The sequence below is a fragment of the Candidatus Sodalis pierantonius str. SOPE genome (assembly GCF_000517405.1).
Lineage (GTDB): Bacteria > Pseudomonadota > Gammaproteobacteria > Enterobacterales > Enterobacteriaceae > Sodalis_C > Sodalis_C pierantonii.
The window spans coordinates 1,535,107-1,548,146 of record NZ_CP006568.1; the positions used below are offsets into that span (position 1 = coordinate 1,535,107).

The 13,040-nt window shown below is 52.8% G+C and carries 16 protein-coding genes and 3 pseudogenes; 13 read left to right on the forward strand and 6 right to left on the reverse strand.

The window, feature by feature from the left end:
* Positions 1-4 precede the first annotated feature (4 nt).
* Both SOPEG_RS07835 and SOPEG_RS29275 read left to right on the forward strand, forming a co-directional pair.
* The gene (locus SOPEG_RS07835; protein WP_335334076.1) at positions 5-268 is read left to right on the forward strand and encodes a helix-turn-helix transcriptional regulator; all 264 of its coding nucleotides are present in this window, start codon (positions 5-7) and stop codon (positions 266-268) included.
* A 131-nt stretch (positions 269-399) separates the two neighbouring features.
* A complete protein-coding gene (locus SOPEG_RS29275; protein ID WP_236851662.1) occupies positions 400-495 on the forward strand; it encodes a Rha family transcriptional regulator in 96 nt (31 codons plus the stop codon).
* A 41-nt stretch (positions 496-536) separates the two neighbouring features.
* On the opposite strand, the gene SOPEG_RS07840 is transcribed toward SOPEG_RS29275, so the two are convergent.
* Positions 537-1,460, reverse strand: coding sequence for an IS5-like element ISSoEn1 family transposase (locus SOPEG_RS07840; protein WP_025243834.1), 924 nt, complete (start codon positions 1,458-1,460; stop codon positions 537-539).
* Positions 1,461-1,544: 84 nt separating this feature from the next.
* Between SOPEG_RS07840 and SOPEG_RS29280 the strand changes: the two genes are divergently transcribed.
* The 8 genes from SOPEG_RS29280 to SOPEG_RS07865 all read left to right on the forward strand — a co-directional run bounded on the left by SOPEG_RS29280 (position 1,545) and on the right by SOPEG_RS07865 (position 5,345).
* Positions 1,545-2,216 (forward strand): Rha family transcriptional regulator, encoded by a 672-nt coding sequence (locus SOPEG_RS29280; RefSeq protein WP_025244926.1) that lies wholly within the window; start codon positions 1,545-1,547, stop codon positions 2,214-2,216.
* An 11-nt stretch (positions 2,217-2,227) separates the two neighbouring features.
* Positions 2,228-2,542 (forward strand): DUF7666 domain-containing protein, encoded by a 315-nt coding sequence (locus SOPEG_RS30555; protein WP_335334077.1) that lies wholly within the window; start codon positions 2,228-2,230, stop codon positions 2,540-2,542.
* Complete coding sequence (locus tag SOPEG_RS30560; RefSeq protein ID WP_335334078.1) at positions 2,508-2,885, forward strand: YdhT family protein; 378 nt, start codon at positions 2,508-2,510, stop codon at positions 2,883-2,885. Before SOPEG_RS30555 ends, SOPEG_RS30560 begins: the two co-directional genes overlap by 35 nt.
* A 174-nt stretch (positions 2,886-3,059) precedes the next feature.
* Positions 3,060-3,257 carry a hypothetical protein gene (locus SOPEG_RS24320; RefSeq protein WP_071882151.1) on the forward strand — a complete coding sequence of 66 codons (198 nt, stop codon included), beginning with the start codon at positions 3,060-3,062 and terminating at the stop codon, positions 3,255-3,257.
* Positions 3,250-3,501, forward strand: coding sequence for a hypothetical protein (locus SOPEG_RS07860; protein ID WP_038468439.1), 252 nt, complete (start codon positions 3,250-3,252; stop codon positions 3,499-3,501). The genes SOPEG_RS24320 and SOPEG_RS07860 overlap by 8 nt, the downstream gene beginning before the upstream one ends.
* On the forward strand, positions 3,491-3,700 hold the full coding sequence (locus SOPEG_RS31155; protein ID WP_071882152.1) for a ParE family toxin-like protein: 210 nt from the start codon (positions 3,491-3,493) through the stop codon (positions 3,698-3,700). The genes SOPEG_RS07860 and SOPEG_RS31155 overlap by 11 nt, the downstream gene beginning before the upstream one ends.
* A gap of 15 nt (positions 3,701-3,715) precedes the next feature.
* Positions 3,716-3,859, forward strand: a complete 144-nt coding sequence (locus SOPEG_RS27265) for a protease FtsH-inhibitory lysogeny factor CIII (RefSeq protein WP_148297021.1) — start codon at positions 3,716-3,718, stop codon at positions 3,857-3,859.
* 277 nt (positions 3,860-4,136) lie between these two features.
* Positions 4,137-5,345, forward strand: coding sequence for an IS256-like element ISSoEn2 family transposase (locus tag SOPEG_RS07865; protein WP_025244929.1), 1,209 nt, complete (start codon positions 4,137-4,139; stop codon positions 5,343-5,345).
* 57 nt (positions 5,346-5,402) lie between these two features.
* Here the strand turns inward: SOPEG_RS07865 and SOPEG_RS07870 are convergent, their stop codons facing one another.
* From SOPEG_RS07870 to istA, 5 genes and pseudogenes are all read right to left on the reverse strand, one after another.
* Positions 5,403-6,326, reverse strand: coding sequence for an IS5-like element ISSoEn1 family transposase (locus SOPEG_RS07870; RefSeq protein ID WP_025244930.1), 924 nt, complete (start codon positions 6,324-6,326; stop codon positions 5,403-5,405).
* A gap of 58 nt (positions 6,327-6,384) precedes the next feature.
* Positions 6,385-7,593 (reverse strand): annotated as a pseudogene (locus tag SOPEG_RS07885) (IS256-like element ISSoEn2 family transposase).
* Between the two features lie 134 nt (positions 7,594-7,727).
* Positions 7,728-7,874: pseudogene (locus SOPEG_RS07890) on the reverse strand (SDR family NAD(P)-dependent oxidoreductase); the annotation flags it as partial.
* Between the two features lie 119 nt (positions 7,875-7,993).
* Positions 7,994-8,743, reverse strand: a complete 750-nt coding sequence (gene istB / locus SOPEG_RS07895; RefSeq protein WP_025244934.1) for an IS21-like element ISSoEn3 family helper ATPase IstB — start codon at positions 8,741-8,743, stop codon at positions 7,994-7,996.
* A gap of 11 nt (positions 8,744-8,754) precedes the next feature.
* On the reverse strand, positions 8,755-10,305 hold the full coding sequence (gene istA / locus SOPEG_RS07900; protein ID WP_025244935.1) for an IS21 family transposase: 1,551 nt from the start codon (positions 10,303-10,305) through the stop codon (positions 8,755-8,757).
* Positions 10,306-10,450: 145 nt separating this feature from the next.
* Between istA and SOPEG_RS07905 the strand changes: the two genes are divergently transcribed.
* The 3 genes and pseudogenes from SOPEG_RS07905 to SOPEG_RS07915 all read left to right on the forward strand — a co-directional run bounded on the left by SOPEG_RS07905 (position 10,451) and on the right by SOPEG_RS07915 (position 13,040).
* The gene (locus SOPEG_RS07905; protein ID WP_038469787.1) at positions 10,451-11,338 is read left to right on the forward strand and encodes a carbohydrate ABC transporter permease; all 888 of its coding nucleotides are present in this window, start codon (positions 10,451-10,453) and stop codon (positions 11,336-11,338) included.
* On the forward strand, positions 11,328-12,215 hold the full coding sequence (locus SOPEG_RS07910; RefSeq protein ID WP_025244937.1) for a carbohydrate ABC transporter permease: 888 nt from the start codon (positions 11,328-11,330) through the stop codon (positions 12,213-12,215). The genes SOPEG_RS07905 and SOPEG_RS07910 overlap by 11 nt, the downstream gene beginning before the upstream one ends.
* Positions 12,216-12,224: 9 nt before the next feature.
* Positions 12,225-13,040 (forward strand): annotated as a pseudogene (locus tag SOPEG_RS07915) (phosphodiesterase).

The window sequence follows — 13,040 nt, forward strand, 5'->3', positions numbered from 1 at the left end:
TAACGTGAAACAAGTAGAGAAATTCCGTGATGTGTTCCCTGAGCTGACCACGATAGAACAGCTTGAAACGGCGATGCTCTTCTCTCTTGGCCTCTCCAAAAAAGAGATTGCAGCGGCGCGTGATGTTGTCTACATAACGGTTGAAAAGATGCTTGATGCAATAAAAAGCAAATTTAATCTTTACTCTTTAAATAATCTGCTTTCTGTCTTTCAGGTCCGGCTGGTGTTTTTTGCCTTAACTGGCGGCACAGTAAAAAATAAGAAATAAGGATAACCCACGCGCTAAAAAAATGGCAACAGGCGAACGTTAGCCAGTTCCTACAACGCCACTAATCACTAATCTCGCCCCGGTATCGTGCCGGGGTTCCATTATCGTTTTAACCAACGAGGTATATCTGCATGCAAAATTTAACCATTGCACAAACATTAACCATGTCCAGCCGCGAGATTGCGGAGTTGACCGAAAAGCAGCATAAACACCGCTTTGTTGAATAAATCCGAAATTTGTGACGACTTCCTCCCTATCAGGGCGATTGTTACATGATGCGGACGCTGTTTGGCATTCCTAACAACGTGATCCGGTTAAGCGCTTTGACCATTGCCATAGCCTCACCTACCTGCGCGTCATAGTCATGCAGACTCAGATGACCACCCAGAAGTATTTTAAACCGGAACATGGCCGTTTCAGCCAGTGAACGCCGGTGATAACCTACTTTCTTTTTCCAGGTATCGTTATTGCCGCTCAGATGCTGATTTGCCACCGCATGGTTACGCTCATGGTATCGAGCTGGCCAATATTGCGCACCACTTCGCGGTGGGATAAGCGGCTTTATTTTTTTCCTCAGCAGAGCATCATGACAGTAACGCGTATCGTAAGCACTGTCAGCCGACGCTTCCCTGATTTTCCGGTGGGTTTGGTTAATCAGCCCGGGCAGCGCCTGCGCATCTGTCGTACCGCTTAGCGATAAATCGGCACAGATAATTTCATGTGTCGCGCTATCTACTGCCAGATGAAGCTTGCGCCATACTCTGCGCCTCTCAGCCCCATGCTGCCTGACTTTCCATTCGCCTTCGCCGAAGATTTTCAGGCCGGTGCCATCGATGACCAGGTGTGAGATTTCGCCGCGGGTTGGCGTTTTTATGCTGATGTCGACGGTTTTTGCTCGCCGGCTGACCAGAGAGTAATCTGGGCAGCGCAGCGACAGCCCCATCAGTTTAAAAATCGAGTCAACGAAACCCTGTAACGCCCGGAGCGAAAGGTTAAACACGCGCTTTATCATCAGAACCGTGGTAATGGCCATATCGGTGTAGTGAAGCGGCCGGCCACGATGTTCAGGTGGTGTACTCTCAGTCCATGCAGCAATGGCTGACTCATCAAGCCATACTGTCAGGTCCCCCCGCTGCCTGAGCGCATTGTTATATGCGGGCCAGTTGGTGATTTTAAACTTTTGCTTTGCCATGGGGACCTGATGTTGAAACGAATGTAGTGATCAGAGCCGCCAGTCACCTAAAAGTTCGATTTATTCAACAAAGCCCATAAACACGTGCTGGAAGACTGCCGCAAAATGTTCGAGGCGCTCAATATTCAATCGGCCGACTTTTCGGCTGATTACAAAGACAGCAAAGGACGCGTCTATCAGGAGTTTTTGCTTGACCAGGACTTAACGATGACACTCGTCATGGGGTACAGCATTGAGCTTCGCCATAAAGTTGCCAAGCGCTGGCGTGAACTGGAAGAACAAGCCAAGAAGCCAGCTATTCCGCAAACATACCCCGATGCACTGCGCCTCGCTGCCAAACTTGCAGAGGAAAAACAACATCTGGCATTGGTCAACAAGAAGCAAGAAGAAGAGATTCATTGCTTACAAAACTTATTTCAAACAGGAATGACGCCGGTCAAGTTCTGCAAGCAACTCAACGGCGTGAATATCAACCGTGTCAGCTTGTTTTTGGCCGAACGTAATTTTCTCTACGACGCGCAAAAAGACACGAACAAGTCCTATATATGGCGCGTGAAAGCTCACGCACGTGATAAATATTTCACTGAATCACCATATACCATCAAATCATATAAAGGCGACATGCAATTATATGAAGTCATTCTGTTACAAGACGGTGCTAAATGGCTTTATCGCCACTATCTGAAAGGCGAGCTTCCGATGAAGAAAGACTGGAACGGCGAATTCACCCACGACAAATATCTTCAGGCTGCATAAGGATAAACACCATGACCAAAATCACCGCCTACAAAGGCTTTAACGCCGATATGACTTGCCGTGATTATCAGTTCGAGATCGAGAAAACCTACCAGCACGAGGGCGCGGTAGAAATCTGTAGTTCAGGTTTCCATGCCTGCGAATATCCGCTCGATGTCTTCTGCTACTACGAGTCAGCAAACCATCGTTTTGCCGAGGTTGAGGTATCCGGCGATATCGCCCATGAAGCGGGAGGCGGCAAACTCACCAGTAGCACAATTACCATTAAAGAAGGAGCTGTCCCTCCACCAAATGGTTGGCCGCGCCGTCGAGTGCATAGCGAGTAAAATTGATAAGTCCGCAGAACAGACGATCATTGAAGGCCGCGGGTCAGCCGCTACCAACACTGGCGACTGGTCAGTTGCCACCAACACCGGCTACCAGTCCGTCACCACCAATGCGGGCGACCAGTCAGCCGCAGGCGTTAGCGGCTTCGGATCGGTTGCCGCGTCTCTCGGCGCGCAGGGTAAGGCCAAAGCCGCTGAGGGCGGCGCAATTGTACTGTGCTATCGCAATAGTGAGGGCAACATTATCCACATCCGCGCCAGCAGGGTGGGTGATAACGGCGTGAAACCGGATACCTGGTATGTGCTTAATGCAAACGGCGAGTTTGAAGAGGCCGATGATTAACCTCTGGTTCAGTTTTGCACTGGAAGCATCTGTACACCAGGAAGGGAACAAGTTGACGAGGATGTACGTCAGCCGCTCCGCAGTTTCGGAATAACATCTTTAAACATTAAACTCAGGATGCCCGCCAGCAGGAACCATTGCAGCAGCGTCCATGCACGCAGGAGGTAAGTATTGATGAATAATTTCCGTGGTAAGAAAGTTCACATAGAAATAAGTCACAATCAGGAAGGTGGTTTTTCTCTGCTCGTTTCTGATGACGATGTCGGATGCAGAGTGGCCGGGGCTAAAGTTGGAGGTTGTAAAACCCTGGAACGATTTACCGTAGATACCCAGGAGCTTATCGACGCAATAATGGAGCATGCTCATGTTTAAAACATTCTGGACACTGAAGATTATCAACACGCTGTTCATTATTTCATGCATTGCTTGTCTGGTGCTGGCCCTTGCATCGTTCAGCGGTACAGCCGCGCCCTATATGCAAGTCACCGACGGTATATTGGCATTACTGACACTGCGCGGCGTCAGGCTGACGTTTGAATGTATTGCTGTGCAATTTGTACAGGCCGAAACATTACAGAAGATTCTCAGTAAACTGGAGAAGGAGCATGAAACCTAAAATACCCATCGAGGTAAGAGAGCGGGCGAAGCGGTTTGAACGCCTGTACCGTGAAGGGCTTATCCACGCGAGACGTATCCGACGAACAGGCTATTTATCAATACGGTTTTCCCTTTGCTGGCGTATGTTATCGAAAGATAACGGTCAGAGTTGGAAAACCATGAGTCACGCAACATACAATACACAAATAACAATATAATAACAGGAGCACCCCATGAATTACGCATTCGCGGGTAATGCTGCCCTCATGGGGAGCTATCACCCGGAAGAAACCCTATTGGATAAAATCATAAAATGGCTGAGGAATGGATGCAAGAAACTTATCGATATTCTCCGGCAGGAAGGCAATCCTCTATGAGCTATGCCAATAAATTAATTCAGGCGCTAATCGCCGAATCTCTACGATTACACGACGCGTTGCTATGGGATATCACCATCAATATATATGAAGCACGGAGGAGAAATGAGCTCATCAAGTAAACTGGCTGACTTCCCGCAAACACTGCGAATCAATCAGGAATGCGCTTTGTTGAATAAATCCGAAATGTGTGACGACTTCCTCCGAGCCTGTTTAGAAATTTGTGTATTTGCCTGATTTTGATATGTTCAATCCAACATCAAAAACAGGTTAATTTATGGACGAAAAACAGTTGCAGGCTCTGGCTAACGAACTGGCCAAAAATCTCAAAACCCCTGAAGATCTCAGTCACTTCGATCGGCTGCTGAAAAAAATCAGCGTCGAAGCAGCTCTCAATGCCGAAATGACCCATCACCTCGGCTACGATAAAAATCAGCCTAAACCGGGGACCAACGCCCGCAACGGCTATTCCACAAAAACCGTTACCACTGGCGATGGCCCGCTGGCGCTGCGTACTCCGCGCGATCGTGACGGTTCCTTTGAACCGCAACTGGTGAAGAAGAACCAGACCCGGATTACCGGGATGGATAACCAGATTTTATCGTTGTACGCCAAAGGGATGACCACCCGCGAGATCGCCGCCGCGTTCAAAGAGCTGTATGACGCCGATGTCTCGCCGGCGCTGGTCTCAAAGGTCACCGATGCGGTCATGGAGCAGGTTGTCGAATGGCAAAACCGGCCTCTGGATGCAGTCTATCCCATTGTTTATCTTGACTGTATCGTTCTAAAAGTCCGGCAGGACAGCCGCATCATCAACAAATCTGTGTTCCTGGCGCTGGGCATCAACATCGAAGGCCAGAAAGAGTTGCTAGGTATGTGGCTGGCCGAAAATGAAGGCGCAAAGTTCTGGCTGAACGTGCTGACAGAGCTGAAAAACCGCGGCCTGAACGATATCCTTATCGCCTGCGTAGACGGGCTGAAAGGTTTCCCTGACGCTATTAACGCGGTGTATCCGGAGGCGCGGCTCCAGATGTGTATCGTACATATGGTGCGCAACAGCCTGCGGTTCGTCTCCTGGAAGGACTACAAGGCCGTCACCCGCGACCTGAAAGCTATCTATCAGGCCCCTACGGAAGAAGCCGGCTTGCAGGCGCTGGAAGCGTTCTCCAGTGCCTGGGACATCCGCTACCCGCAAATAAGTCGAAGCTGGCAGGCAAACTGGGCCAATCTGGCCACGTTCTTTGCCTACCCAACGGACATCCGCAAGGTGATCTACACGACCAACGCCATCGAGTCGTTAAACAGCGTGATCCGGCATGCCATCAAAAAGCGCAAGGTGTTCCCGACCGACGACGCAGTGAAAAAGGTGGTGTGGCTGGCGATACAGGCGGCCTCACAGAAATGGACAATGCCTTTGAGGGACTGGCGCATGGCAATGAGCCGCTTTATTATCGAGTTCGGTGACCGCCTGGACGGTCACTTCTGAGAAAAGGCATTTACACAGAATCGTGTACAGGGTCCTTCCTCCCTATCAGGGCGATTGTTACATGATGCGGACGCTGTTTGGCATTCCTAACAGCGTGCTCCGGTTAAGCGCTTTGACCATTGCCATAGCCTCACCTACCTGCGCGTCATAGTCATGCAGACTCAGATGACCACCCAGAAGTGTTTTAAACCGGAACATGGCCGTTTCAGCCAGTGAACGCCGGTGATAACCTACTTTCTTTTTCCAGGTATCGTTATTGCCGCTCAGATGCTGATTTGCCACCGCATGGTTACGCTCATGGTATCGAGCTGGCCAATATTGCGCACCACTTCGCGGTGGGATAAGCGGCTTTATTTTTTTCCTCAGCAGAGCATCATGACAGTAACGCGTATCGTAAGCACTGTCAGCCGACGCTTCCCTGATTTTCCGGTGGGTTTGGTTAATCAGCCCGGGCAGCGCCTGCGCATCTGTCGTACCGCTTAGCGATAAATCGGCACAGATAATTTCATGTGTCGCGCTATCTACTGCCAGATGAAGCTTGCGCCATACTCTGCGCCTCTCAGCCCCATGCTGCCTGACTTTCCATTCGCCTTCGCCGAAGATTTTCAGGCCGGTGCCATCGATGACCAGGTGTGAGATTTCGCCGCGGGTTGGCGTTTTTATGCTGATGTCGACGGTTTTTGCTCGCCGGCTGACCAGAGAGTAATCTGGGCAGCGCAGCGACAGCCCCATCAGTTTAAAAATCGCGTCAACGAAACCCTGTAACGCTCGGAGCGAAAGGTTAAACACGCGCTTTATCATCAGAACCGTGGTAATGGCCATATCGGTGTAGTGAAGCGGCCGGCCACGATGTTCAGGTGGTGTACTCTCAGTCCATGCAGCAATGGCTGACTCATCAAGCCATACTGTCAGGTCCCCCCGCTGCCTGAGCGCATTGTTGTATGCGGGCCAGTTGGTGATTTTAAACTTTTGCTTTGCCATGGGGACCTGATGTTGAAACGAATGGACCCTGTACACGATTCTGTGTAAATGCCTTTTCTCAGAAGTGACCGTCCAGGCGGTCACCGAACTCGATAATAAAGCGGCTCATTGCCATGCGCCAGTCCCTCAAAGGCATTGTCCATTTCTGTGAGGCCGCCTGTATCGCCAGCCACACCACCTTTTTCACTGCGTCGTCGGTCGGGAACACCTTGCGCTTTTTGATGGCATGCCGGATCACGCTGTTTAACGACTCGATGGCGTTGGTCGTGTAGATCACCTTGCGGATGTCCGTTGGGTAGGCAAAGAACGTGGCCAGATTGGCCCAGTTTGCCTGCCAGCTTCAACTTATTTGCGGGTAGCGGATGTCCCAGGCACTGGAGAACGCTTCCAGCGCCTGCAAGCCGGCTTCTTCCGTAGGGGCCTGATAGATAGCTTTCAGGTCGCGGGTGACGGCCTTGTAGTCCTTCCAGGAGACGAACCGCAGGCTGTTGCGCACCATATGTACGATACACAGCTGGAGCCGCGCCTCCGGATACACCGCGTTAATAGCGTCAGGGAAACCTTTCAGCCCGTCTACTCAGGCGATAAGGATATCGTTCAGGCCGCGGTTTTTCAGCTCTGTCAGCACGTTCAGCCAGAACTTTGCGCCTTCATTTTCGGCCAGCCACATACCTAGCAACTCTTTCTGGCCTTCGATGTTGATGCCCAGCGCCAGGAACACAGATTTGTTGATGATGCGGCTGTCCTGCCGGACTTTTAGAACGATACAGTCAAGATAAACAATGGGATAGACTGCATACAGAGGCCGGTTTTGCCATTCGACAACCTGCTCCATGACCGCATCGGTGACCTTTGAGACCAGCGCCGGCGAGACATCGGCGTCATACAGCTCTTTGAACGCGGCGGCGATCTCGCGGGTGGTCATCCCTTTGGCGTACAACGATAAAATCTGGTTATCCATCCCGGTAATCCGGGTCTGGTTCTTCTTCACCAGTTGCGGTTCAAAGGAACCGTCACGATCGCGCGGAGTACGCAGCGCCAGCGGGCCATCGCCAGTGGTAACGGTTTTTGTGGAATAGCCGTTGCGGGCGTTGGTCCCCGGTTTAGGCTGATTTTTATCGTAGCCGAGGTGATGGGTCATTTCGGCATTGAGAGCTGCTTCGACGCTAATTTTTTTCAGCAGCCGATCGAAGTGACTGAGATCTTCAGGGGTTTTGAGATTTTTGGCCAGTTCGTTAGCCAGAGCCTGCAACTGTTTTTCGTCCATAAATTAACCTGTTTTTGATGTTGGATTGAACATATCAAAATCAGGCAAATACACAACTTTCTAAACAGGCTCAACGAATGTAGTGATCAGAGCCGCCAGTCACCTAAAAGTTCGATTTATTCAACAAAGCCACTGTTCAGATCCATCACCGCGTCCCACTCTTGCTCTGTAAAATCAATGGCATCTTGGCGCAAAATGATGCCTGCGTTGTTGACCAGAATATCAATTCTGCCCGCGTGCGCCAGCGCCTGGCTGAGGATGTCGGGGATCACGCGAGTATTGCAGATTCCGACGTATCCGATCAGCTGTTCCGGCGACATCCGATCAGTTATTCCGATATTTTCCGATCACCCATTCCAGTGATATTCGATCACGTGTTCGCTCATCTTCTGACTCGGGTTTAGTCTATTTTTCCTGTGCTGGCTACTCCTTGCTCTTTGCGTAGTGATTCGCCTTTAAGTTCCAGTCTATAGCTGGGGTGTACTGACCGATCGAGTAACGCGTCAGCTGTCGTGGGGTTTTCTATCAGTCCATACCATTTTTTCACCGGCAGTTGACTGATCAGGATGCTGCTGCTTTTGTCGTAGCGATCTTCCATCACCTCCAACAGCATCGTTGCCTGCATCGGACTTATTGATTCTAGGCCCACATCGTCCAAGATCAGTAACTCTATTTTTTCTAACTGCTTAAGCTGTTTTAGATAGGTCCCGTCTACCTGACACTGGTGAAGATGGGCCAGCAACCGACCCACTCGCCAGTAACGCACGCTATATTGCTGCCGGCATGCCTGCTCACTAAGCGCACAACTGAGCCAGGTTTTGCCCGTACCTGTCGGCCCCGTGATGAGTATGCTTTTCTGATATTTCAGATATTGTCCCCCTAGCAGATCTCGCATCTGTTCCGGTGTCACTCCTCGGCTAGGGATATAGCGGATATCTTCCGGTTTTGCCTGCAAGCGCATTTGCGATTGCCGTCGAAGACGGCATATGCGCTTGTTTTTTCTATGTAAATTTTCCGCTTCTACCATCAGCGACAACCGCTCCTCGAACCCCAGCTCCCCATAACTCCCCGGGAGTTCGCGTTGCGTCTCCAACGCCTGGACCATTGCCGACAACTTCAGCTCTCGCAGAGCCATTAACAGTGTATCCATATTTATTCTCCTTAGTGATAACTGTCCGGACCTCGGAGGTTTTCGTGAACCAGCATTGATACGCCGGCTCCGTCCTGGGTGACCTCACTTTCACGACCGTGTTTCAATACGTTGGCTATGAAAGAGCGGTTAATGCACCCTTTCTCCAACGCCAGCGCGTAGGCCTTCTCCAGTCGCGTCGTCTCATAGCGCCGTTGCAGATTGAGTAGCCCCAGCACGGAGCGGTAAGCCTGCTCCGGATGGGCTTTGCTCTTTTGGATGGACTCGACCACTTTCAGTGTGCACACACCCACCGACAGCGCCCAACTGCACAGCCTTTCCGGCGTCCACTGACTCTGCCCCTTATGGTTAGCCGGCATGTGCGCCGCCTGAGTCGTGTGCCTATAGGCGTTATCGCTGCGAGGGTGCGTAGCCACGCAGACGCCCTTATGGTGGATTTGCACCAGCCGTTGGGTGGCGATGACGTCAACGCGCTCGCCAACCAGCGGATGCGGCACCGAGTACCAGTTTTTGCCGTAGTCTATGTGGTAATCAGGTCCCACTCGGGCAACGAGATACTCACTGTATTCCCATTGTGTGGGCGGTAGAGGCCCAAGAGCCGGTTTGTCCAGCTGCTCGAAGCGTTCAAGGCGACTTTGTCCGCCGTAATGACGCATCGGGCGCAAATTCAACTCATGATTAAGTTCTCGTATCACCTGGTTGAGTTCGGCCAGCGAGTAGAACCTACGTTTACGCAACCGGGCCAAAACCCAGCGTTCTACCAGCTGCACAGTTGATTCTGCCTTCGCCTTGTCTTTCAGTTTTCTCGGGCGCGCCGGTAGCACCACTGTCTCATAGTGATTTGCCAGCGCCTGGTAGCTCTGGTTTATGACCGGCTCATAGCGGTCAGGGGTGCTGACAGCGCTGCGCAGATTATCAGGTATCATCAGCTCCGGAACCCCACCCATGAAGTGCAGGCAGCGGCTATTGGCGTTGAGCCACGATGCCATGTCCTGGCCTTCGCAGGCTTCGATATACGCATAGCCTGACACGCCCATGGCAGCGACGAAGATAGCGACCTGGCGTACGCTACCGGTCGCAGGGTTGACGATAGGTACGGTGGGGCCACAGAAGTCGATGAAGAGCTTTTCGCCAGCCTTGTGCTCCATGCGCATGGAACGCCGCTGCTTCTTTTTCCAGTCACGGAACAGTGCACAAAACTGTGAGTAACCGAGGGCATCACCGCCTACGGCGGACTGATATTCCATCCAGAGCAGCTGCTTGGTCATGCCCTTGCGGCTTAACTCGGTATCGATATCAAGCCAGCTGGGTAAGGTATTGATAACTTTTCCGGATTTGCCGGGATAGAGCAGGCGGTCGAGGTCGACGGGGGACAGTTCCACCGGCAATGGCCAGACCAGGTTAGCTATCGTGAATCGGCCGAGGATATCGTGCACGGTAGTACAGCCTATGCCGAGCGCTGCTGCGATAGTGCGATTCGAGCGACGCTGCTCGAATTTCATACGTAAGACATTAATATAGATGTACATTTCCGTTCTCGCTTTCTTCTTTTTACGTGCCATGCCATGCCCCCGGAATCTAAAAGTCTCCAGAGTATGGCGGAACAGAAGATGAGCGATCGGACAGAATCGGAATCGCTGATCGGGCGACCGGAATCAGTGATCGGATGAAATCAGAATTAGTGATCGGGTGAAATCGGAATCAGTGATCGGATGTGACCGGAACCAGCAACACTGCCTCCCCTGGTTAATCCTGTCGCCCTCACTCGTATTTTTGCTGTTGTTTACCTACTTCCCGCTGGTCCGTTCGGTCTATGACAGCCTGTTTGACAGCCGCATGGCGGTGAATGACCCGCCGTTCGTGGGCATGGATAATTTTATCCGCCTGCTGCAAGACAGCGTATTTTGGCGGGCGCTGGGCAATAATATTGTCTATATCCTGCTGACGGTGGTGCCGGGGGTAGTATTGGCGCTGCTGCTGGCGGTGGCGCTGTGGGAAAACCACCGCGTCAATCGCTGGCTGCGCACGGCGTTCTTTTTTCCGATGATTGTCCCCATGGTCAGCGCCACCGCCCTGTGGCTGTTTATTTTCATGCCCGGTCTGGGCCCGCTCGATCATGCGCTATCGATGTTCTTCGGCCCGCTCAATACCAACTACCTCGGGCGCAGCAACAGCGCGCTGCTGGCGCTATCGCTTATCGGCGTGTGGAAGTTCGCCGGTTACTACATGCTATTTTTCCTCGCCGGGCTACAGGGCATTCCCGCTTCGACCCGGGAGGCCGCAATCATGGAAGGCGCCTCCCCCACCCAGGTGTTTTTCGGCGTCACGCTGCCGTTGCTGCGGCCCACGCTAAGCTTTGTCGTTACCACCGAGTTGATCTACGCCATCACGCAAATCGACCACGTCGCGGTAATGACCCGCGGCGGGCCGGATAACGCCACCACCGTACTGTTGTACTACATCCAGAATCTCGCCTGGGATACCCACGATCTTGGTAAAGCTTCCGCCGCGACTTTTATCACGCTGCTGGGGCTGTTCGCTTTTTCGCTGTTCAATCTGAATCTGCTGGAAAAAGGGGCGCATTATGAACGTTGATCTGGCCTCCCACCCGACGGCGCCCAAGCGCCTTTCCCTCCCGGCATGGTGGCGCTTACTCCGCTCGTTACCGGCGACGCTTACCCTGCTGCTGGTCTGTCTGGCCTTGCTGTGGGTAAGCCCCTTCCTGTGGATGCTCTCCTCCGCCTTCAGCGCCAGCACCTTCGGCGAGGGCATGGCGTCGCTGCTGCCGCGCTGGCCGTTAACGCTGGACAATTTTCGCGACGCCTGGCAGAGCGCGGACTGGCTCAGCCTGTACGGCAACACCCTGCTGTTTGCCGGCGGCACCTTCCTGGTACAGCTATTGACCATCACCACCGCCGGCTACGTGTTCGCCTGTCACGAGTTTCGCGGTCAACGGACGCTGTTTGTCCTGTTTCTGGTGCAGTTGATGATCATGCCGGTCATGATGATGGTGCCGAATATGCTCACCCTGAACACCTTCGGCCTGTTGAATACGCTATTGGGCGTCATGATGCCCTATTTCACCTCCGCCTTCGGCGTCTTTTTGATGCATCAGGCATTTATGTCGATTCCCAAAGAAATGGAAGACGCGGCCTTAATGGAGGGCTGTCGCTGGTGGCAGGTGCTGTTCAACGTGCTGCTGCCGATGTCCTGGTCCACCGTCCTGGCGTTCGCCACCGTCAGTATTACCTATCACTGTAACGAATACCTCTGGCCGCTGATGATGCTCAACGACCCGGATAAACAGGTTCTGACGGTCGGTTTGGTGTCCTTCGCCATGGGCGCCGAGTCGGGGGGCCAGTGGGGCATGATAAGCGCGGGCACGCTGATGGTCTGCCTACCGCTGATGCTGGCCTTTATCGTATTTCAAAAACAGTTTCTGAAAAGCTTTGGTTTTTCAGGCATTAAATAAGGAGTGCTCATGTTTCTGGCGCAGATATCCGACACCCACTTTCGCCGCCCCGGGCAAAAACTGTACGGATTTATCGATGTTAACGCCGCCAATGCCGAGGTGGTCTCCCAGCTTAACGCGCTGCGCGAACGGCCGGATGCCGTTATCGTCAGCGGCGATATCGTCAATTGCGACCGCCCGCAGGAATATCGCAGGGCGCGGGAGATCCTGGGCACGTTGCGCTACCCGCTATTCCTCATCCCCGGCAATCATGACGATAAAGCCCACTTCCTGGAGTATTTGCACCCCTTGTGCCCGCAGCTCGGCACCGACCCGCAGAATATGCGCTATGCCATCGACGACTACCCCACTCGCCTGCTGTTTATCGATTCCAGCCTTGCCGGCAGCTCAAAAGGGTTTTTGACCGACGAGACGCTGGCGTGACTGGCGGCCGGCGGCAATAAACCCACCGCCCTTTTTATGCATCATCCCCCTTTGCCGTTAGGATCGGCGCAGATGGACCCCATCGCCTGTGAAAACGGCCATCTGCTGCTGGCGCTGGTAGCGCGGTTTCCGTCGCTTATGCGCATCTTCTGCGGCCATAACCACTGTCTGATTATGACCCAATACCGCCAGGCGACCATTGCCACCGTGCCCGCCGTCGTACATCAGGTGCCCTATTTTCACGACGACCCCCGCCCCTACTACACCCTGTCGCCGCCGGCCTGTCTGATGCACCGCCAGGAACAGCTGCAATGGATAAGCTATTTGCACCCGCTGACGCAGACCGCCGGCCCGTGGTTGTATGACGAGGCCATCAGTTGCCCGCTGGATGAGGGGGAGTAG